The following is a 20,629-nucleotide window of genomic DNA, read 5'->3' on the forward strand; positions in this document are numbered from 1 at the left end:
GCACCGGTCCTCCACCTAGGCTCGTCCGGGCAGGACTCACGGAAGGGGGCGCACGGGTGGCCGAGTCGACGTCGGGCGACCGCGTGCGGCTGCTCGCGCTCGGGCTGGTCGCGGTGGCGATCGCCGAGGCCGCCGTCCTGGTCTGGGGCCTGAGCGCGACGATGGGGGTGGCCGGCCTGCTGGGCGATCTCGACATCTATCGCGGCGCCGTCTCGTGGGCGCTGGCGGGCAACGATCTCTACACCTACACCTACCAGCACCCGACCGTGCACGGGCTCGGGTTCACCTACCCCCCGTTCGCCGCGCTGGTGCTGCTCCCGTTCGCGCTGATGGCGTCGCTGCCGGCCAAGATCGTCTGGACGATCCTGACTTTCGTCGTCGTGGTCGGCTGCGTCCACGTCCTGGTCCGGCACGCCCGGCATGACCCGCAGAGCAGGCTGGCCCGGACCGCGTCCCGCCAGGCGAGGACCGCCTGGGTCGCGGGGTTGTCGATCCCCGTGATGGCGACCTACCCGTTCCTGCACAACCTGATCGTGGGCCAGGTCAGCCTGTTCGTCGTGGCGCTCGCGCTGTGCGACCAGTTGCTGCCGCAGCGGTGGCAGGGAGTGCTGGTGGGGCTCTCCGGCGCGATCAAGCTCACCCCACTGGTGTTCGTGCCGTACTACCTGCTCACCCGGCAGTGGCGGCAGGCCGCGTTGTGCGGTGGCACTTTCGCCGCGGCGACGGGACTCGCCTTCCTCGTGCTTCCCGGTGCGTCGGTGGAGTACTGGACCAGCATGCTGTGGCAGACCAGCCGGGTGGGCCGCACCGACTCCACGGTGAACAAGTCCCTGCTCGGCCTGCTGGCCCGGCAGCTTCCTGACGGCGCCCCGGTGACCGTCGTCTGGCTGGCGGTGGCCGTCGCCGTGGCGGCGCTGGCCTACTGGCGGGCGTCGCGCTCCTTCGCCGACGGCGACCTGCTGGCCGCCACCCTCGTCGTGGGCGCGCTGTCCGTCGCGCTGTCCCCGATCTCCTGGCCGCACCATCAGCTGTGGCTGGTGTTCGCTGCAGCCTGGTACCTCCTGCAGCGCGGCCGGGCGTCGCTCGCGCTGGGAGCAGGGTTGTTCGCGATCTTCTTCGGCTACGCCTGGTTCGACGACTACCCGGCCGGAACCCTCGGCCCGCTGCTGGGTGTCGGTGTCGAACTGCCCGCGCTGGCGGTTCTGCTGGTGATCGGGTTCGGGTTGCGGCCCGGACGGCGGCAGTCGCTGGCCGCCGCGGGAGCCGTCCATGCCTGAACCCGGAGCCACCGAGGCGCGGGTGCTGCGCGGTCCCGCCCGGTGGACCGGGACCGGGCGCAGACCACTGTCGATGCCGGTGCTCCTGCTTGCCCTGCTCGGGCTGGGACTCGGCATCCTCCTGGTCGCCATGCTGGTGCGTGGCCTCGACTCCAGTCCGATGCCGGACCTGCAGGTGTATCGCAGGGGCGTGCAGGTATGGCTGAGTGGCCAGGACCTCTACGGCTTCCACAACACCGGGCCCGACGGCGAGGTGATGCCTTTCACCTATCCGCCGTTCGCGGTCCTGGTTCTGCTTCCCCTCGCGTGGGTGCCCGATGTCGTGGCCAACCGGTTGTGGCTGGCGATGCTCCTGGCGCTGACGGCGTTGTTGGCCGTGGTCCTCCTGCGACAGGCACCCGGCGCGCGCCGCCGGTTGTCGGGTCGCGCGCTGCTCGGCGGCTCGCTGGTCACAATTGCGCTGCTCCTCTCCGCCCCGGTCGACGACGGGCTGGCGCTCGGCCAGGTGAGCCTGGTGATCACGGCGATGGCGCTGCTGGACGCGGGCGGGATCCTGCCGGCCCGGTGGCGAGGGGTGCTGGTCGGCCTGGCCGGAGCGATCAAGCTGGTCCCGCTGGTGTTCGTGCCGTACTTCCTGATCACCCGGCAGTGGCGGGCCGCCCGCAATGCCGCGGTGTCGTTCGCAGCGGCGACGCTGCTGGCGTTCGTCGTCGCGCCGAGGGAGTCGCTCCTCTACTGGACCCGGATGGTCTTCGCCACCGGGCGTGTCGGTGAGCCCGAGGCCCGGGCGAACAAGTCGCTGACCGGCCTGCTGGCCCGCTGGGACCTGGGTGGCGACCATCGCATGCTGGCCTGGCTCCTGCTCTGTGCCGTGGTCGCGGCCGTCGCGCTGTGGCGGGCGCGTCGTCACCACCTGCGCGGGGAGGAGTTCGCGGCGGCGCTGACCGTCGGCATCCTCTCCGTGGCGGTCAGCCCGATCTCCTGGGTGCACCACCAGGCGTGGCTCCCGCTGACCGCTCTCTACCTACTGTTGCTGCGCCGGCGCGGGCCCGCCGTCGCCGGAGCCCTGCTGCTGGCCGCCTACGCCCTCGGCACGCCCTTCCTGGACTGGCCGGACCTGTACGTCCTGGACGACCCGATCCTGGGCGAGGTGCTCAGCGTGATCCCGGTCGTGGTCCTCGCGGTGGGACTGCCCGCACGGGCACTCCCCGCCGCGGGTGTGCCGACGGCTGGGGTCCCGGAGCTCTCGCGACCCCCTGCCCTGGTCTGAGCGGCCGCCGTTAGGGTCGTGGGGTGACGATCGGCCCGGGCTGCGCAGTGTGGTCGCCGCGACGCCCCGGAGCGGGGCGTCTGGACGCGCTCGTCCTCGGTCCGGAGGGCCTGGACCACTACGAGCGGCTGCTCGACCGTCCCGACCGTCCGTGGCTGCGGCGTGCGACCGTGAGCGGGGCGGCCACCGGGTCGGGGCGGCTGCTCCGTCTCGGCAGGAGACTTCTCGCCCAGGTCCCGGAGGCGGGCGGCGAGGCCTGGTACCTGCTGGCGTCCGGTGGCTGGGTGCCGACGCAACCTGTCCCGTTCCCGGTGCGCGAGCCGGTCGGGGCCCTTGACGCGCTGCCGGGAGCCGACCTTGGAGGCCTGCGTGCGGTCGCCGCCGTCGAGGGGCATCCCTTCGCGCTGGCGGACGAGGACGGCTCGGTGTTCGGCTACCGCCGTCGCAGGGACGGCAGCTGGGAGCGCGACAGCTGCCTGCGACTGGCCGACCCCGAGCCCTTCGTCGTCGCCCCACGGGAGTCGGTGAAGCTGGCCCAGCTGACCGGCGACGTCGACGCCACCCCGACGCCGTGGGGCGAGCGCGTCGCGACGCTCAGCCGGTCGCTCACGACGGCCGGCATTCGCGGTACGGACCTCGGCGTACGCGTCGACCACGGCGGGCGGACCTTCCTGCTGTTCGGAGACACGCACTGGACGCGGCCGTGGCTGGCCACCAGGGATGCGATCGCCGAGGTCGACTCCCCGTCCGGCACCCGCCCGGCGGTGAGGTTCCACGGCTCGCCCATGCGGCTGGTCGGTCGCGCGGCAGGGCGGGTGACGATGCGCGAGTACGACGTCCCTCTCGACGGCTTCTCCGAGAGCGGTCGGCTGCACGCCTTCTTCAGCTCGAACCACTTCAGCGATGGCCGGGTGATGGGGCGGTCGGTGCTCGCGCGGGCGGTCGAGGCCGAGCCCGTGATCGACAGCGGCGCCCGCCGGTGTCCGGTGCGGTTCGAGGTGCTCGGCACGTTCAGCGAGCGGCACTTCATCAACGTGTCCGTGCAGCGGCGGCCCGCGTCCGCCGTGCGCGGATGGGACGGGGACGGCGACGTGCTGCTGGTGTGGGGGACCGGCCCGTACCGCGCGTCGGAGGTGCGCCTGGCGGCCGCGGATCCTCGGGACCCGCTGCGGCCCCGGTACTGGACCGGCGCGGGCTGGTCACGAACCGAGACCGATGCCCGCCCGTTGTTCCGCCCGGCCGCGGTCGGCGAGCTCTCGGTGCGCTGGTCGCAGGCGGCGGGACGCTACCTGATGCTCACCGCCTCCGCGCCCCAGGAGGACATCGGCAACGCCGTGGTGCTGCGCTCGGCGGCCCAGCCGTGGGGTCCGTGGTCGCCGCGGCAGCGGCTGCTCGACGGGGTGTCGACCGGGATGTCGCCCGACCCGCACACGCGGTTCATCAGGGCCACCCTGGACGACGAGGACGTCGGCGACCGCATCTTCCGGGCGCAGGCGTCCGGGACGGGTGCCGCCTACGCCCCCTACATCTACGACACGGCCGTCGACGGAGACCACCTGGTGCTGCGCTACACCCTGTCGACCTGGAACCCCTACCAGGTCGTGCTGATGGAGCACCGGCTCTGATCCACGGGCCGGACGGCCCGCGCGGTGGTGGCCACCGCAGGACCGGCCACCGCACCGCACCGGCCACCCCTGCGCGGACGCGACCGGCGGGTCGGCCCGGGTCGGCGCCGGGGCGGTGTGCTCACTCGGTCCGGCGGGACCCGGCCCGGAGAGGCGGGGTCAGTCCCAGCCGGGATCGGCCGGCCCGTCCCCGTGGTCGGGGATCGGGAGCCGTGCGCCGCCCTGGCGTGCGGACTCGAACGCCACCACGCCCGGCAGGGTGAACCGCGCCGCCCGCCACGCATTGACCGGAGGCTGCGTCCGGGTGGTGACCGCGCGGACGAAGTCGTCGGCCAGGTAGTGGTGGCTGCCCTCGTGCCCGTTGTGAGCGCCGTCGAACTCCCGCGGCAGCCGGGTGCGGTCCTGGACCTTCGCGGTGCCGGAGCCGAAGCTCTGCATCAGCGCGGGGTCGACATCGCCGAACCCCTCGGGCAGGTCGGCGCCGCCGGTGTGGAAGAGGTCGCTGAGATCGAGGGTGTCGCCCTTGGCATAGTCCTCGCCCTCGGTCTTGACGCTCAGCGTCGCCGCGTCGCCGGACTGCTCGAAGACCTGCTCGGTGCCGTAGAAGCGGAACCGCGACTCGTGTCCGCGCCAGTAGCCCACCCTGCGGAACTCGTTGGTGCGCATCGCCCCGCCGTCGGCCAGCTCGAAGAGGGCGGTCATGTTGGAGAAGTCGTTGCCCCACAGCGAGATGCCCTTGTCGAAGATGCCATCGGTCCCGTTGTCGGGGATGCCGATGCACGACACCGTGGTCGCGTGGGTGGGCAGCGCCCCGAGCACCCCGCCGACAGCGTGCGTCGGGTAGAGCATGGGTGGGTAGCTGGCGGTCGACTTCCAGTTCTCGCCGCCGCTGAACCGGTAGGCGGCGGAGAAGCCGTTGTCCATGTCGTGGACGTAGTCGCCCTCGGAGTAGAAGACGCGCCCGAAGTCTCCGGCGGCGATCCGCTGCCGCGCCCAGATCACGGCCGGGTTGTAGTAGCTCGTCTCGCCCATCATGTAGATCAGCCCGGTCTGCTCCACCTTCGCCACGATGGCGGCGATCTCCTCGGCACTGATCGCCATCGGTACCGCCGAGTACACGTTCTTGCCCGCCTCGAGCGCCTTGAGCGCCAGCTCGCCGTGGCTCCACCGCTGGGTGATCACCGCCACCGAGTCGACGTCGGAGGCGAGCATCGACTCGAGGTCGGGGAAGCTGCCGGCGAGGTCGTACCGCTCGACGTGCTGGGCAGCGCGCTCAGCGACCAGGTCGGTGACATACACCTCCTCCACTGCGGGGTGCAGCCGCCAGAGGCTGATGAAGTTGCGGGCGAACTGGCCGGTTCCGATGACGCCGATCTTCATGGTGGTGGAGGTTCCTCTCGATGAGTGCTGAGGGACAAGTTACCCGGGTAACTTCGCTGTCCGCAAGGTGATCTAGGATGGCCGCAGCTTCCGGGGACCCGCGCTGGAAGCGTCCATTGACCCCGCGCAGGAAAGGCTGCCACGTGTCGTCGGAGCCGCCGCCCCGGAGCAGGCCTCGAGCCCCCACCCGGACCGATGTCGCGCGCTACGCCGGGGTCAGCACGGCGGTCGTCAGCTTTGTGGTGAACGGCGGCCCGAAGCCGGTGTCGGAGGCGACCAGGCGCCGGGTCCTGGACGCGGTTGCGCACCTGGGTTACCGGCCGAACCGGACGGCCCGTGCGCTCTCCCTGGGGAGCACGAAGACCCTGGGCCTGGTCGTCCCCGACACCACCAACCCGTTCTTCGCCGAGTACACCCTCCAGTTGCAGCAGGCCGCGGCCGAGCGGGGCTACGCGTTGCTGATGACCTCCGGCGGGCCCGGGCCCGATGCAGAGCTCCGCTCGATGCTCGACCTCTGCGATCGCCAGATCGACGGGTTGATCGTCGCTCGGGCCACCGCCGTCGGCCGGCTCGAGGAACTCCTGCGCCGAGGCCCGCAGCCGCCGGTGGTCATCATCGACGCCGCCGCCCCGGTCACCGGCTACGCCGCCGTCGGTCCCGATGCCGCCGACGGGATGGCAAGGGTGGTCGGGCACCTCCTGGAGGTTCATCAGCACCGCAGCGTCTCCCTGATCATGGGCGAGGTGGAGCCGGCAACGGATGGACGCGAAACCGGCTGGAGGCTCGCGCATGCCGGCCGTGGTCGTGACATCGGACGGCTGGCGCGAGTCGCCTTCACCCGTGACGGCGGCTATCGGGCCGGGCTCGACCTGCTGCGGCGCGCCGACCGGCCGACCGCCGTCGTGACGAGTTCCGACCTGCAGGCCATCGGCCTGCTGCTGGCCGCCCGCGACCTGCACCTGCGCGTGCCCGAGGACCTCGCCGTCGCGAGCTTCGACGGCACCGAGGAGACCCGCTACTCCGCCCCTCCACTCACCACCGTTCGCCAGCCCGTCGCCGCGATGGCTGCCGCCGCGGTCAGCCAGATCGTCCACCCGCTGCCGCCGACCCACCAGACCTTCGCGATGAGCCTTCTGCTGCGCCACTCGTGCGGATGCCCTGCGGTGGGTGGCCCCCCAGACCCCGGCTGAGCGGCGCGCGTCCGCCCGACATCCGCCGAGTCGTCAGAATCTCGGCCGGTGATCGCCGGTGGGGACTCTGCCGACTCGGCCGGAGGCCGGATCGCCCGTCGGTGTCGCGGCGCGCCGGCGGTGACATCATCGAGCAGAGGTTCCCTAAGCTGTGTCCCGGTCTCGACCAGGGAGGTGGCTGTGGAGCAGGTCCGGCGCGGGGCGGCGTGGCTCGGCCTCGCCCTCATACCGGTGCTCGCCGCGCTCTACGTCGGCGGGACGCAGATCGCGGGCGGATCGCTGTGGCCGTGGCAGCCCAACATGATCGATCTGCAGGTCTACCAGCGGGCGGGCCAGATCCTGCTGTCCGGCGGCGACATCTATGCCTCCGGCGGCGAGCTGCCGTGGATCTACCCCGCGTTCGGTGCGCTGCTCACGATCCCGTTCGCGGTGCTGCCGGCGGGTGCGGCGGCCGCGGCGTGGCTCGTGCTGTGCACGGCCGCGCTGGGGGCGATGCTGTACCGGCTCGGCTACACCGGCTGGGTGCTGAGCCTGCTCACCACGCTGGCCGTCCTGTTCGTGCAGCCGGTCCGGGACACCCTCGGCTTCGGCCAGCTCGGCATCTTCCTGGTCGCCGCTGCGGTCCTCGACTCGATGCCGGGTCCCCGGCTGCTGCGCCGCCGGGTACTTCCCGAGGGCTGGTTGGTCGGCATCGCCACAGCGGTGAAGCTGACGCCCGCGGTCGTCGCGGCCTACAACTTCTTCGCCGGACGCCGCAAGCCCGGCGTCGTCGCCTTCCTCGGCTTCCTCGCGGCCACCGCGGTCGCGTTCGTCGTGGTGCCCTCGGCGTCCCTGACCTACTGGCAGAAGCTGCTCTCCGGTGATTCCGGGCTGAACTCGGGCATCGTGTACGCCACCAACCAGTCGGTGCTGGGGGTGTGGAACCGGCTGACCGGCGAACCGAGCCGCGGCGGGCTCGTGCTCAGCGTCCTGGTCGTGGTGCTGGGCGTCGTCGCCGCTGTCGGGATGCACCGCGCCGGCCAGGTCGGGTACGCCCTGACCCTGGCGGGCCTGACCAGCCTGCTCGCCTCGCCGATCTCCTGGTCCCACCACTACGTGTGGGTGGTGCCGCTGGGCATCGTGCTGTGGCAGCGCCGCGAACTCCCCGGCGTCCTGCGCTGGACCGGCCTCGGCTATGTCGCCTGGCTGGTCGTGGCCCCGTTCATGTGGTTGCCTCGCGGCGACAACATCGAGCTCAGCTATGCGCCATGGCAGCAGGCGGTGGACAACCTGGGCGTCGTCGTCGGCGTCCTGCTGCTCGCCGGTTCGGCGGTGGCCGCGCTCGGTTCCTGGGGACGGCAGCGGCGAGCCCGGAGCTAGCGGGAGAATGTCGGACGCGAGCCACGCGGAAGTGGTCCAGAACGGGGACAACAGGACAATGCGCAGAACCAGCTGGTTCACCGCCGCCGCGGTGCTCGCCCTCGCATCGATCGTGATGGGCGCGGTCGTCTGCGCCACCCAGTCCGGGGCGTCCTGCCCGAACTGGCCCGGCTGCTATGCCGGCCAGTTCCTCCCCGTGCCCGCCGCGGGCCTGGCGACGAACCCGCTCGTCGAGTTCGCCCACCGGGTGGTCGCGGGGGCGACCGGTCCCGTCGTCCTGGTCGCCGCCCTCCTCGGACGCCGGCTCGCCGACCCCCGTCCCCGGATCCTGGCCTGGGTCGCGCTGGGCGGCGCCCTGGCGGCGGGTGTGTTCGGGATGCTGACGGTGAGGGTCGGCATCCCGTGGTGGCTGGGCATGGTGGACCTCGCCTGCGCGCTGGCCGCCACCGTGGCCATGATCCGGGCCCGGCTGCTGCTCACCCGGCCCCTGGCCACGCCCACCCCGACGTCGCGGCTCGCGTGGGCCGCCGTGGGCACCCTCGGCGTCATGCACCTGCTCGGGATCGCCGTGGCGGGAGAGAACTCGTTCACCCGCTGCCTGAGCTGGCCGCTGGGCCTCGTCGAGGTCGACCGCTGGCCGCTCGTCCAGGCGCTGAGGCTCGCCCTCGCCCTCACGGCCGCCGTGCTGATCGCCCTGAGCGTCGTCCGTGCCCTGCGCAGCACCGATCTGCGCGGCACCGGCCTGCTGGTCGCCGGGCTGCTGGTCGCCGAACTCGCCCTGGCCGTGGCGATGCTCGGCGGCGCGGGCGTCGGCGTCCGCACGCTGTACGCGGTGGTCGCCGCCGCACTGTTCGCCGCCGTCGCGCTGCTCGCCTCGCTGGCCGGGCTGCCCGCGGCGCGGCAGGCGACGCCCGTCCCGGACACCGCGCCGCAGCCGGTGTGATCGTGCGACCCGCCCCCGGCCGCGGACCCGACGGGTGCGCACCGGTGTCCCTGCCCCCGAGATCTCGCCCGGGGGTCCCGTCACATGATGAGATAGCCTGTCGCGTGATGAGATAGCCTTTCTCGTCGAAAAGAGGTCAGTCGCGGCGCTCGCGGCGCCGGCGCCGGACCATTCCTCGCCCGTCACCCAGCGCCCGCAGCACGGCCCATCTGCGCTTCGGGAAGTGGGGCATGGACGTAGGCATCGCACTGGCAGGGCTGCTGGTGGGCGTCGTCGTCGGCCTGACCGGGATGGGCGGAGGGGCCCTGATGACCCCGGTGCTCGTCTTCTTCTTCAAGGTGGACGCCCTCACGGCGATCTCCAGCGACGTGGTCAGCAGCCTGTTCATGAAGCCGGCCGGCGCCGTCGTGCACATCGTCCGGAAGACGGCCAACCTCCAGCTCGCCCTGTGGCTGTGCGTCGGCTCGGTCCCCGCGGCCTTCCTCGGGGCGATGGTGGTCGACCACCTGAAGCTCCTGCCCGGTTTCGAGGAGATTCTGCTGGCGATGCTGGGCGTGGCCCTGCTGCTGGCCGCGTCCGGGCTGATCATCCGGGCCTGGTTCCAGCTGACCCGGCGCAGCCTGCCCTGGGGCGAGGGCCCGGCACCGATGGCCTCGGCGGAGGTCGAGGTGCGAAAGGTGGCCACGGTCGCCCTCGGCGTCCTCGGCGGGGCCATGGTCGGCATGACCTCGGTCGGAGCGGGATCGCTGATCCTCACCCTGCTGCTGGTCCTGTACCCGCGGCTGAAGCCGTCCCAGCTGGTCGGCACCGACCTCGTCCAGGCCGTGCCGCTGGTCGCGTCCGCCTCGCTCGGACACCTGATCTTCGGGCAGGTGTCGCTGGGGATCACCGGCTCGATGCTGATCGGGGCGATCCCGGGAGCCTTCATCGGGGCGCAGATCTCCTCACGGGCGCCGGGCGGGGTGATCCGCAGGGCTTTGGCGATCCTGCTGATGGCCTCGGGGCTCAAGCTGCTCGGGGCCCCCACGCCGGCCGTCCTGGCCGCGTCCGGCGGCGCCGTCGTGCTGGGGCCGATCGCCTGGGCGATCCTGCGCCGCCGGTACGGTGCGGCGGAGAAGGTCGAGGAGCCGCCCGATCCCCATCGGCAAGAGGAGGAGGCCGCGAATGGGCCATGACCCGATCGACTGGGACCTGATCGCCGGGCTGCCGACCGTGACGGTCGAGGCGGGCGATCTCGACCTCGTCGAGCTCGTCCAGCTCGGCCTGGTCGAGCCCCGACTGCGCCTGTCCTACACGGCACTCGCCGCGCTGTCCGATGTGGACGCCGTGGTCGTCAGGGACGTCGAGGCGACGCCGCTGCTGCTGGGTCGGCGTAGCGCCGACACCCTCGCCGTCGAGCCGCTGCGCCGCGCGGGCGCCCCTCTTGACGTCCCGAACCTGCGGGACGACGACCAGCCGGTCGACCTCGCCGTGATCGTGCGGGAGGTGCCGTCCGCCTCCGACCTGGCCAGGGTGGACGCCTTGACCGCTCCGCACAGCCAGGTGCTGTGGATCGTCCTCGCCAGCCGGACCAGGGACGGCCGAGAACTCCTCGCGGCGATCCCGCCGGTGCTGGCGCAGCGCCCGCAGGGCCACCACCGGCTGGCGCGTGCTCCGTGGCCCGCGCCGGGCAGCCGTTCGGTGTTCGAACGACCGCTGCTCCCCGACCCGCCGGCGGTCGCCGCGTCGCACGGGGCCAGGCACTTCGTCGTCGTCGGCGAGGCCCACCGCGAGAGCCGGAGAACCGACCGCGGCGGCACTGTGGTGTTCTTCACCGGCCTGTCCGGGTCCGGCAAGTCGACGATCGCGCAGGCGCTGCGCGGAGCGCTCGAGCAGCGTACCGACCGGGAGATCACCCTCCTCGACGGCGACGACGTGCGCAGGATGCTGTCCGCCGGCCTGGGCTTCGACGACGAGGGACGCGCCGCCAACGTGCGCCGGGTGAGCTGGGTCGCGGCGCTGCTGGCGCGCCACGGCGGGATCGCGATCACCGCGCTGATCGCGCCGTTCGCCGAGGGCCGCGCCGAGGCCAGGCGGATGGCCAGGGACGCCGGCGACTTCCTGCTGGTCTGGGTCTCCACCTCGATCGACGAGTGCGAGCGCAGGGACCGCAAGGGCCTCTACGCGCAGGCGAGGGCCGGCCGGATCCCCCACTTCACCGGGATCGACTCGCCCTACGAGGATCCCACCGACGCCGACCTGGTCATCGACACCGCGCAGGTGGGCATCGACGAGGCGGTCGCGCTCGTTGTCGCCGAGCTCGAGGCGATGGCCCTGCGGCGCGGCCAGGAACTCACCGACAGTGCGCGGATCGCGGATCCGCAGGGGCCGGTGGTCACCTATGACATCTGAGCAGCCCTCGCCCCGGCTGACCGAGCCGCTGCCCGGCCACGCCCGGCTCTTCCACATCGGGCCCCCGAAGACCGGGACGACCTCGCTGCAGGCCGCGGCAGCGGTGTCGCGGGCCGCCCTGCTCGAGCACGGCGTGCGTTATCCCGGCAGGGAGCGCAGCCAGCGGACGGCCGTCGCGGCCTTCCTCGGCCGCGCCGTCCAGTACTCCGCGGACCCCAACCCGCCCGCCGCCCCCCGCAGGGCGGCCTGGGACGTGATGATGCGCGAGGTCCGCGCGGACCCGACGCGCAGGGCGTGGTTCGGTCACGAGTACGCGGCGAGCGCATCGCCGGAGCAGGTCGCCGGGTTCGCCCAGGCCATCGGTCCCGGCCTGCACGTCGTGGTCACGCTGCGCAGCTTCACCACGATGCTGCCGTCGGTCTGGCAGGAGTACAACAAGGCCGGCAGCACCAGCACCTTCGACGGGTTCGTGAAGCGGACGTTCCGGCTGCCCGAGGCCGAACGCGCCGGCTCCAAGTTCCACATCCGGCACGACCATGCCGCGCTCGTCCGGCGCTGGGCCGACGTGGTCGGTGTCGACAACCTCACCGTCGTGATCGCCGACCGGCACGACCACTCGTTCCTGATGACGGCGTTCGAGGACCTGCTGGACCTGCCCCGCGGGCTCCTGGCCGGCGCCGAGGTGCCCTCCCGTGCGGCGAACCGCGGAATGTCGACGCCGGAGATCGAGTTCGTCCGCACCCTGAACCTGAGGTTGCGCGAGGAGGGGCTGCCGTGGCGCGAGTACGAGGCGCTGATGGTCCACGGCGGCCTGTCCGGAATGCTCAGCAACCGCAGGCCCGGCCCGGCGGAGCCGTCGCTGCGGCTGACCCCGTGGGCGGCGAAGCAGGCGGACGCGTACCAGGCGAGGATCGTCGACGGCCTGCTCGCCTCGGGCGTACGGATGATCGGTGACGTGGAGAACCTGCGGGAGCCGGCCCGGGTGCGGGAGTCGCCGGCGCAGAACCACGCCGGGCAGGAGGCGGTGCCGATCGACGCCGCCGTCGAGCTCGCGGTCGGGGTCATCGAGGCTGCGACCAGGGGCGGCGGTCCCGACGGGGGCTGGCGTGCCCTGCCGGGCCGGATCAGGGACTCGCTGGCGGCCGGTGGTGTCCGCGGTCTCGCCGCGGCCGCGTCCCGGTACGGCAGGCAGCTGTCCAGGCGGTGGTCATGACCGCGTCGGTGGCGACACAGGCCCGACTGGACGCCCCCGGGCCCGTCGGAAAGAATTCCAGTCCGCGCGCGCCCGGCCGGGGCGCACGCGGGGAACAGGGCAGGCCACGGCTGGTGGCCGACCAGATCGAAGGAGGACGATGAGCGGCTACGTGCTGAGCCAGCTTCGTGCGCTGGAGGCCGAGAGCATCCACATCATCCGGGAGGTGGCGGCCGAGATGCAGCGGCCCTGCCTGCTCTTCTCGGGCGGCAAGGACTCGGTGGTGATGAGCGTGCTCGCGCGCAAGGCGTTCGCGCCCGCCCGGATCCCGTTCCCGTTCATGCACGTGGACACGGGCCTGAACTTCCCCGAGGTGCTCGCCTTCCGCGACTGGTGGATGGACCAGCTCGAGGTGCAGCTCGTGGTCGCGTCCGTGCCGGAGGCGATCGAACGCGGCCTGGTCAGGGAGGAGCCCAACGGTTCCCGCAACCGGATCCAGACGCCGGTGCTCCTCGAGGCGGCGGAGACCCACCGGTTCGACGCCCTCTTCGGTGGCGCCCGCCGCGACGAGGAGAAGGCCCGCGCGAAGGAGAGGGTGTTCTCGTTCCGCGACGAGTTCGGCCAGTGGGACCCGAAGAACCAGCGCCCCGAACTGTGGAACCTGTACAACGGCAAGGTGTTCTCCGGAGAGAGCATCCGGGTGTTCCCGATGTCGAACTGGACCGAGCTGGACACCTGGGCCTACATCGCCGAGGAGGAGATCCCGCTGCCGAACCTCTACTACGCGCAGGAACGGGACGTCGTCACCCGCGACGGCATGCTCTACGCGGTCAATGAGTTCATCACCCCGAAGGACGGCGAGGAGATCCGCCGGCTGAGCGTCCGCTACCGCACGATGGGCGACGCGAACCTGACCGCAGCGGTGGAGTCGCGCGCCGACACCAACGAGGCGATCGTGGCCGAGATCTCCGCGGCACGGCTCACCGAGCGCGGGGCGACCCGGGGTGACGACAAGGTCAGCGAGGCCGCCATGGAGGATCGCAAGAAGGAGGGCTACTTCTGATGAGCATGGACCTGTTGCGGTTCGCCACGGCCGGAAGCGTGGACGACGGCAAGAGCACCCTGATCGGGCGGCTGCTGTACGACTCGAAGGCGATCTTCGTCGACCAGTACGAGGCGGTGGAGCGGGTCAGCGCACAGCGCGGCGACGACTACGTGGACCTCGCGCTGCTCACCGACGGCCTGCGCGCAGAGCGCGAGCAGGGGATCACGATCGACGTGGCGTACCGCTATTTCGCCACTCCGAAGCGGAAGTTCATCATCGCCGACACCCCCGGGCATCCGCAGTACACGCGGAACATGGTCACCGGTGCGTCGACGGCGGATGCGGCGCTGATCCTGGTGGACGCCAGGAAGGGGCTCACCGAGCAGAGCAGGCGGCACTCCTTCCTCGCCACGTTGCTGGGCGTGAGGCACCTCGTCGTGTGCATCAACAAGATGGACCTGGTCGACTTCTCGCAGGACGTCTACACCGCGATCGTGGACGAGTTCACGTCGTTCGCGAGCCGCCTCCACGTGGGTGACCTGGCGTTCATCCCGATCTCGGCACTGGCCGGCGACAACGTGGTGAGGCGCAGCGAGCGGACGCCGTGGTACGACGGCCCTGCGCTGCTCTATCACCTCGAGCACCTGCACGTCGCCTCCGACCGCAACCTCACCGACGTCCGGTTCCCGGTCCAGTACGTGATCCGTCCGCAGTCCGCGAAGGCCCGTGACTATCGCGGCTACGCCGGTGAGGTGGCCAGCGGTGTGATCAGGGTGGGCGATCCGATCATGGCGCTGCCCAGCGGCTTCACCACGACCGTGGCGGCGATCGACACCCCGCAGGGTCCGGTCGAGGAGGCCTTCCCCCCGATGTCGGTGGTGCTCCGGCTCGCGGACGAGATCGACATCAGTCGCGGAGACATGCTCGTCCGCCCCAACAACGCGCCCGACGGACGGCAGGACCTCGACCTGAGGGTCTGCTGGATGGACGAGGCGTCCGCGCTCACCCCCGGCCGGATGCTCGCGATCAAGCACACCACGGTGTGGGCGAGGGCGAAGGTGCGCGAGGTCGTCTACAAGGTCGACGTGAACACCTTGCACCGCGACGAGAGCGCCAACGGTCTGGCGCTGAACGAGATCGGCCGGGTGCGGCTGCGCTGCACGAGGCCGCTGTTCATGGACGACTACTCGGAGAACCGGGCCACCGGTGCGGTGATCCTGGTCGACGAGTCGACCAACCGGACCGTCGGAGCCGGCTTCCTGAGCTGAGCGGCTCACAGCACGCGCACATCGCCGTCACACCCGGGTCAGGGGTTCGCACGATTCCCTTGGCGCGGGAGGTGGATGCCGGTGACCGAGTTGCCGCCGGGGGCCAGGCTGTTCCACGTCGGGCCGCCGAAGACCGGGACGACAGCACTGCAGGCCGCGGCCGCCGCGCGGAGGACGCAGCTGCTCGCGCACGGGGTCCGGTACCCGGGCACGTCCAGGAACCACCGGCTGGCCGTCGCCGCCTTCCTCGGCAGGGGAACCGGCTGGGGTGGTGGGCGTCGCGCCCCGTCGATGCGGCACTGGTTCGAGCTCGTCGGCGAGCTGGCCGCGGAGGGAGAGCGCCGCACCTGGTTCGGCCACGAGTACGCGGCGCACGCCGACCCCGGCCAGATCGGCCGGTTCGCGAACGCGCTGGGACCCTCGCTCGAGGTGGTGATCACCCTGCGCGGTTTCGCCGGGATGCTGCCGTCGATCTGGCAGGAACACCTCAAGCTCAACGGCGGACGCCGGGCGTTCGAGCCGTGGCTGCGCTCCGTGCTCTGCCCCGGCGAGGCCGGTGGCCGGCGTGACCGCTACGACCACGTGGCGATGCTCGAGCGCTGGATCGCCGGCGCAGGTCGGGGCAAGGTGTCGGTCGTCGTGCTGGACCCGGCCGACCAGGGCTTCGCCTTCCGGGCGTTCGAGGGCCTGCTCGGCCTGCCGGCCGGCCTGCTGGACGGGACGCCGGGTGGGAGCAACCGCAGCCTGAGCGCACCGGAGGCGGAGTTGCTGCGCCGGCTCAACCAGCTCACCCGCAGGGAGGGACTTCCCTGGCCCGACCACGAGCGGCTGGTGGTGCGCGGCGGAGTGGACCGGCTGCTCGCCTCGCCGGCGCCCGGGCAGCGCGTCGAGCTGCCCGAGTGGGCCGTCCCGCTGGCCAACCGCGAGGGGGAGCGGATCGCGGAGGCGGTGGCCGCCTCCGGGGTGCGGGTGATCGGGGACCCCGCCCTCCTGGCCGCCCCGGCTGCGCCGGCACCGGGCGCTGCGGTCACCCACGTGCCGATCGACGTGGCGGTGGCGGCGATGGCCGGAATCCTCTCCGCTGCGACGGGGCAGGGGCCGGACTTCCGGCGGTCTCCCGATCGGGCGGGGCGACAGCTGCTCGTCCACCTCCGGCACGACCTGCGGGCGGGTCGCGAGATCGGGTTCGGGCGGCTGGCCGGCCATGGGATCCACCGCGCGGGCGACAGCCTGCGCGGCCTCGGCTACGCCGCGCTGGGATGGCGGAACGCCCGTCGCTGACCCGACGGTGGCTGAGCCTCCCTGAGCAGTCCCGGCCCTGCTCCGGCCAGCACGTGTCGCGCCCCGCAGGTCGCGATCGCTGCCCTGATCCTGCGGACGTCACCGGCCACGGCCAGGCGGATCGTCGACCGAGATCGACATCGCCCACGGCCATCGCTGCGCCGGAATACTCCAGCCGCTAGGCTAGTTGAGTCTGGTGAACTCAACTTTACCCAAGGAGATACCACCTCGATGGACACCGAGAAGCTGACCACCCGCAGCCGGGATGCGGTGTCGGCCGCTGTTCGCACCGCACTGACCAACGGAAACCCCAGCGCCGAGCCGGCGCACCTGCTGCACGCGCTGCTGCTGGTGCCTGAGAACCCGGTCGCACCGCTGCTGACCGCCGTCGGCGCCGACCCCGCCGTCGTGGACGCTGCGGCCCGCGGGGCGATCACGAAGCTGCCCTCCGCGCAGGGGTCGTCGGTCTCGCAGCCGTCCCTGTCGGGCGGTCTGGCCCGCGTCCTCGCCGATGCCGAGACCCGCGCGCAGCAACTGGGCGACGCTTTCGTCGCGACCGAACACCTGCTGCTCGGCCTCGCCGCCGTCCGCTCCGACGCCCGCACCATCCTGAACGACCTCGGTGTGACGGTCGAGAAGCTCAGCGAGGCGTTCGCGGCGGCCCGCGGGACGAAGCGGGTCACCTCCCCCGAGGACGAGGGTGCGCAGTCGGCGCTGGACAAGTACTCCGTCGACCTCACCGCGAAGGCGCGCGAGGGCAGGCTCGACCCCGTGATCGGACGCGACTCGGAGATCCGCCGGGTGGTCCAGGTGCTGGCCCGGCGGACGAAGAACAACCCGGTGCTGATCGGCGAGCCCGGCGTCGGCAAGACCGCCGTGGTGGAGGGCCTGGCGCAGCGGGTGGTGGCCGGCGACGTGCCCGACTCGCTGAAGGACCGGCGCGTGGTCTCGCTCGACCTGGCGTCGATGGTGGCCGGGGCGAAGTACCGCGGCGAGTTCGAGGAACGGCTGAAGGCCGTCCTGAACGAGATCCGCGACGCCGAGGGCAGGATCATCACCTTCATCGACGAGCTGCACACCGTGGTCGGCGCCGGCGCCTCCGGCGACTCCTCGATGGACGCGGGCAACATGCTCAAGCCGATGCTCGCCCGCGGCGAGCTGCGGATGATCGGTGCGACCACCCTGGACGAGTACCGCGAACGGATCGAGAAGGATCCGGCGCTGGAGCGGCGGTTCCAGCAGGTGTTCGTGGGGGAGCCGAGCGTGGAGGACACGATCGCGATCCTGCGTGGCCTGCGCCAGCGGTACGAGGCGCACCACAAGGTGCGGATCACGGACTCCGCGCTGGTCGCGGCCGCGTCCCTGTCGAACCGGTACATCACCTCCCGGCAGCTGCCGGACAAGGCCATCGACCTGATCGACGAGGCCGCGTCGCGGCTGCGGATGGAGATCGACTCCTCGCCGGAGGAGATCGACCAGCTGCGTCGCGACATCGACCGGATGACCATGCAGGCGTTCGCCCTGGAGAAGGAGGAGGATGCCAACTCCCGCGAGCGCTACACGCGCCTGACCGCGGACCTGGCCGACGCCAGGGAGGAGTTGCGCGGGCTCGAGGCCCGGTGGGAGGCCGAGAAGTCCGGCCTGAACCGGGTCGGCGAGATCGCCGAGCACATCGACCGCCTGCGGGTGGACGCCGAGCGCGCCCAGCGCGAGGGCGACCTGACCCGGGCGTCCCAGATCCTGTACGGGGAGATCCCGGCGCTGGAGGCCGAGCGGGCCGCGGCGGCGGAGGCCGAGCAGGCCACGACTCCGATGGTCAGCGAGGAGGTGTCCTCGACGGACATCGCCGAGGTGGTCTCCGCGTGGACCGGGATCCCGGTCGGCAAGATGCTGCAGGGTGAGAGCGAGAAGCTGCTCAGCATGGAGGATCACCTCGGCGAGCGGCTGATCGGCCAGCGCCAGGCGGTGGAGGCGGTGGCGGACGCGGTCCGTCGGTCGCGGGCCGGCATCTCCGACCCGAACCGTCCGACGGGTTCGTTCCTGTTCCTCGGCCCGACCGGCGTCGGCAAGACCGAGCTGGCCAAGTCGCTGGCCGATTTCCTCTTCGACGACGAGCACGCGATGGTGCGGATCGACATGAGCGAGTACGGCGAGAAGCACTCGGTGTCCCGGCTGGTGGGTGCGCCGCCCGGCTACATCGGCTACGAGGAGGGCGGCCAGCTGACCGAGGCCGTCCGGCGCCGCCCCTACTCCGTGGTCCTCCTCGACGAGGTGGAGAAGGCGCATCCGGAGGTCTTCAACATCCTGTTGCAGGTGCTGGACGACGGCCGGCTCACCGACGGCCAGGGCCGGACGGTGGACTTCCGCAACGTGATCCTGATCCTCACCTCCAACCTGGGCTCGCAGTTCATGGCCGACCCGAAGCTGCAGCCCCAGACCAAGCGCGAGGCCGTGATGGGCGTGGTGCGGCAGTCGTTCAAGCCGGAGTTCCTGAACCGGCTGGACGAGATCGTCGTGTTCGACCCGCTGGGCACCGAGGAGCTGAGCCGGATCGTCGACATCCAGCTGCGCTGGCTGAACCGGCGCCTGGCCGATCGCCGGATCACGGTCGAGGTGACCCCGGCGGGCAAGGACTGGCTGGCGCTCACCGGCTTCGACCCGGTGTACGGCGCGCGTCCGCTGAAGCGCCTCGTCCAGACCACGATCGAGGACAGCCTGGCCCGCCGGGTGCTCTCCGGTGACATCACCGACGGCGACACCGTCCACTTCGACGTCGCCGCGGACGGCACCGGCCTCGCCATCGTCTGAGGAACCACTGACGAGTCGGACGGGTGTCGGGCCGCTGCACCGCAACTCGGGTTCAGAGACCGAAGGTGACGCTCACCTTGTCGTCGGTGAGGGTCGCGTACACCGAATGGATGCTCGAGTAGCCACGCCAGTGGATGCCGTTGGTCGAGTAGCAGTACACCCGGGTCTTGACCGACACGTTGGCGGTGGCGCTGCCCGCGGCGAAGAGCTTCGGCTTCAGCTTCTTCATGGCGTTGCTGCCGCCGGTCACGTCCCAGTTGATCGTGGCCGGGCGCACCTTGTTCTTGCCGGGCAGCCAGGTCGAGAACCCGCAGCCCTTGGGGGCGAGGGAGTGCTTGGCGATGCACGAGTCCAGCTTGGCCTGGGCGGCTTTGCGGATCGCGGAGATGCCGGAGCTGCTGAGCTTCGCCGTGACCTTGGCCGCGTCCGCGCCGGTGCTGGTGTCGACGACGTCGATGGTGCCGCCGGAGATCGTGTACCACTTGTCGGCGCTGGCCACCGTGTACCGGCCCGGGAAGACGTTGGCGTTGCCGAGGTAGCTCGTCCCGTTGACCGTGAGGTCGACGCCGTCGACGGCGGAGGTGTCGATCGGCAGCGGCACGGCCACGTCGTCCAGGAGCCAGGCGCCGGAGACCAGGCTGGTCTCGAAGGTCGTGCTGACCGGGGTCGATCCGAGGGTGTAGGCCGCGGTCACGGTCTGGTGGTCCGCGCCGGTGCCCGCGGTCGTGGTGATGTCGCTGATCGGGGCGTCGGCCAGGCTCGCGGCGAGCACGTCGTCGGTGAGCAGCGACGTCTCGATCGGCGGCGTCGCGGCGTAGGACAGGGCGGTGGCCGCGTCCCCGCTCGCGAGCGCCTCGAGGTAGCTGCGGACGGCGGAGGCGGCGTCGGCCGCCTGCGGGGGCGCGGACGCGGATGAGGGCCCGCCGGTGGTGGCGGCGGCGGTCGGCGTGGTGCTGGGGTTGCTGCCCCTGGTCAGGGCGGAGACCGCGATCAGGATGATGATGAGCCCACCGACGCCGAGCGCGACGAGCAGCGGCAGCCGGTTCTTCGGCTGTTGCGGCGGGCCACCGTGGGGGGCCTGGGGCGGGATGCCCTGGCCGTAGCCGGGCTGGCCGTAGGCGGGCTGACCGGGGTACTGCTGGTGCCCGGGGTACGGTTGCCCGCTCTGCCCGGGGTACTGCTGGCCGCCCGGAGGATAGGGCTGGCCCTGGTACTGCTGCCCGTAGGGGGCGCCCTGCGAGGAGGCGTAGGAGGCCGCGGCCGGGAACTGGCCGTAGGGCGGGGTTCCGGTGCCTGGCTGAACCGGATACTGCTGGCCGTAGCCCTGCCCGTACGGCTGCTGCCCCGGATAGGGACCCTGTGGCGAGGGGGAGGGCTGGCCGTACTGCTGGGGCTGCTCCGGTGCGGGCCGGCCGTAGGCCCCGGGCTGGCCGGCTGCGCCGACGACCGGCTCCTGTGGGGAGAACTGCGGCTGCCCGTACGGCAGGGTCTGCTCGGGGATCGCCTGCGTCGGGCTGTCCGACGCCGCGGCGTCCGGCAGCGGTGCCGCGTACCCGTCCGCGGTCTCCCCGGGGGCGGCGGGGTCGGCGGCCGCGGGCGT

The 20,629-nt window shown here is 72.0% G+C and carries 14 protein-coding genes and 1 pseudogene; 13 read left to right on the plus strand and 2 right to left on the minus strand.

Going from position 1 to position 20,629, the window contains the following annotated elements:
• The first annotated feature begins 56 nt into the window (after positions 1-56).
• The 3 genes from QM633_RS12385 to QM633_RS12395 are packed head-to-tail and all read left to right on the plus strand — an operon-like array spanning position 57 to position 4,172.
• Positions 57-1,277, plus strand: a complete 1,221-nt coding sequence (locus QM633_RS12385; RefSeq protein ID WP_415154070.1) for a glycosyltransferase 87 family protein — start codon at positions 57-59, stop codon at positions 1,275-1,277.
• On the plus strand, positions 1,270-2,547 hold the full coding sequence (locus tag QM633_RS12390) for a glycosyltransferase 87 family protein (protein ID WP_415154071.1): 1,278 nt from the start codon (positions 1,270-1,272) through the stop codon (positions 2,545-2,547). The genes QM633_RS12385 and QM633_RS12390 overlap by 8 nt, the downstream gene beginning before the upstream one ends.
• Positions 2,548-2,570: 23 nt before the next feature.
• Positions 2,571-4,172, plus strand: a complete 1,602-nt coding sequence (locus QM633_RS12395; RefSeq protein ID WP_415154072.1) for a DUF4185 domain-containing protein — start codon at positions 2,571-2,573, stop codon at positions 4,170-4,172.
• Positions 4,173-4,331: 159 nt separating this feature from the next.
• On the opposite strand, the gene QM633_RS12400 is transcribed toward QM633_RS12395, so the two are convergent.
• Positions 4,332-5,552, minus strand: coding sequence for a Gfo/Idh/MocA family protein (locus tag QM633_RS12400; protein ID WP_415154073.1), 1,221 nt, complete (start codon positions 5,550-5,552; stop codon positions 4,332-4,334).
• 143 nt (positions 5,553-5,695) lie between these two features.
• Between QM633_RS12400 and QM633_RS12405 the strand changes: the two genes are divergently transcribed.
• From QM633_RS12405 to clpB, 10 genes are all read left to right on the plus strand, one after another.
• Complete coding sequence (locus tag QM633_RS12405) at positions 5,696-6,742, plus strand: LacI family DNA-binding transcriptional regulator (RefSeq protein WP_415154074.1); 1,047 nt, start codon at positions 5,696-5,698, stop codon at positions 6,740-6,742.
• 180 nt (positions 6,743-6,922) lie between these two features.
• Positions 6,923-8,101, plus strand: a complete 1,179-nt coding sequence (locus tag QM633_RS12410; RefSeq protein ID WP_415154075.1) for a glycosyltransferase 87 family protein — start codon at positions 6,923-6,925, stop codon at positions 8,099-8,101.
• Between the two features lie 58 nt (positions 8,102-8,159).
• Entirely contained in the window at positions 8,160-9,044 is an 885-nt protein-coding gene (locus tag QM633_RS12415; RefSeq protein ID WP_415154076.1) for a COX15/CtaA family protein, read from the plus strand.
• A 230-nt stretch (positions 9,045-9,274) separates the two neighbouring features.
• Positions 9,275-10,219: a sulfite exporter TauE/SafE family protein gene (locus QM633_RS12420; protein ID WP_415154077.1), complete on the plus strand. Its 945-nt coding sequence runs from the start codon at positions 9,275-9,277 to the stop codon at positions 10,217-10,219.
• On the plus strand, positions 10,209-11,435 hold the full coding sequence (gene cysC, locus QM633_RS12425; protein WP_415154078.1) for an adenylyl-sulfate kinase: 1,227 nt from the start codon (positions 10,209-10,211) through the stop codon (positions 11,433-11,435). Before QM633_RS12420 ends, cysC begins: the two co-directional genes overlap by 11 nt.
• Positions 11,425-12,648: a hypothetical protein gene (locus QM633_RS12430; RefSeq protein WP_415154079.1), complete on the plus strand. Its 1,224-nt coding sequence runs from the start codon at positions 11,425-11,427 to the stop codon at positions 12,646-12,648. The genes cysC and QM633_RS12430 overlap by 11 nt, the downstream gene beginning before the upstream one ends.
• 139 nt (positions 12,649-12,787) lie before the next feature.
• Complete coding sequence (gene cysD, locus QM633_RS12435; RefSeq protein WP_415154080.1) at positions 12,788-13,690, plus strand: sulfate adenylyltransferase subunit CysD; 903 nt, start codon at positions 12,788-12,790, stop codon at positions 13,688-13,690.
• Positions 13,690-14,940, plus strand: coding sequence for a sulfate adenylyltransferase subunit 1 (locus QM633_RS12440; protein ID WP_415154081.1), 1,251 nt, complete (start codon positions 13,690-13,692; stop codon positions 14,938-14,940). Before cysD ends, QM633_RS12440 begins: the two co-directional genes overlap by 1 nt.
• 81 nt (positions 14,941-15,021) lie before the next feature.
• Positions 15,022-16,221, plus strand: coding sequence for a hypothetical protein (locus QM633_RS12445; RefSeq protein WP_415154082.1), 1,200 nt, complete (start codon positions 15,022-15,024; stop codon positions 16,219-16,221).
• 231 nt (positions 16,222-16,452) lie between these two features.
• Positions 16,453-19,029 (plus strand): ATP-dependent chaperone ClpB, encoded by a 2,577-nt coding sequence (clpB, locus tag QM633_RS12450; RefSeq protein ID WP_415154083.1) that lies wholly within the window; start codon positions 16,453-16,455, stop codon positions 19,027-19,029.
• A gap of 52 nt (positions 19,030-19,081) precedes the next feature.
• On the opposite strand, the pseudogene QM633_RS12455 reads toward clpB, so the two are convergent.
• A pseudogene (locus tag QM633_RS12455) lies at positions 19,082-20,629 on the minus strand (hypothetical protein); the annotation flags it as partial.

This window comes from Propionicimonas sp., from assembly GCF_047606205.1.
Classification (GTDB): Bacteria; Actinomycetota; Actinomycetes; order Propionibacteriales; family Propionibacteriaceae; genus Propionicimonas.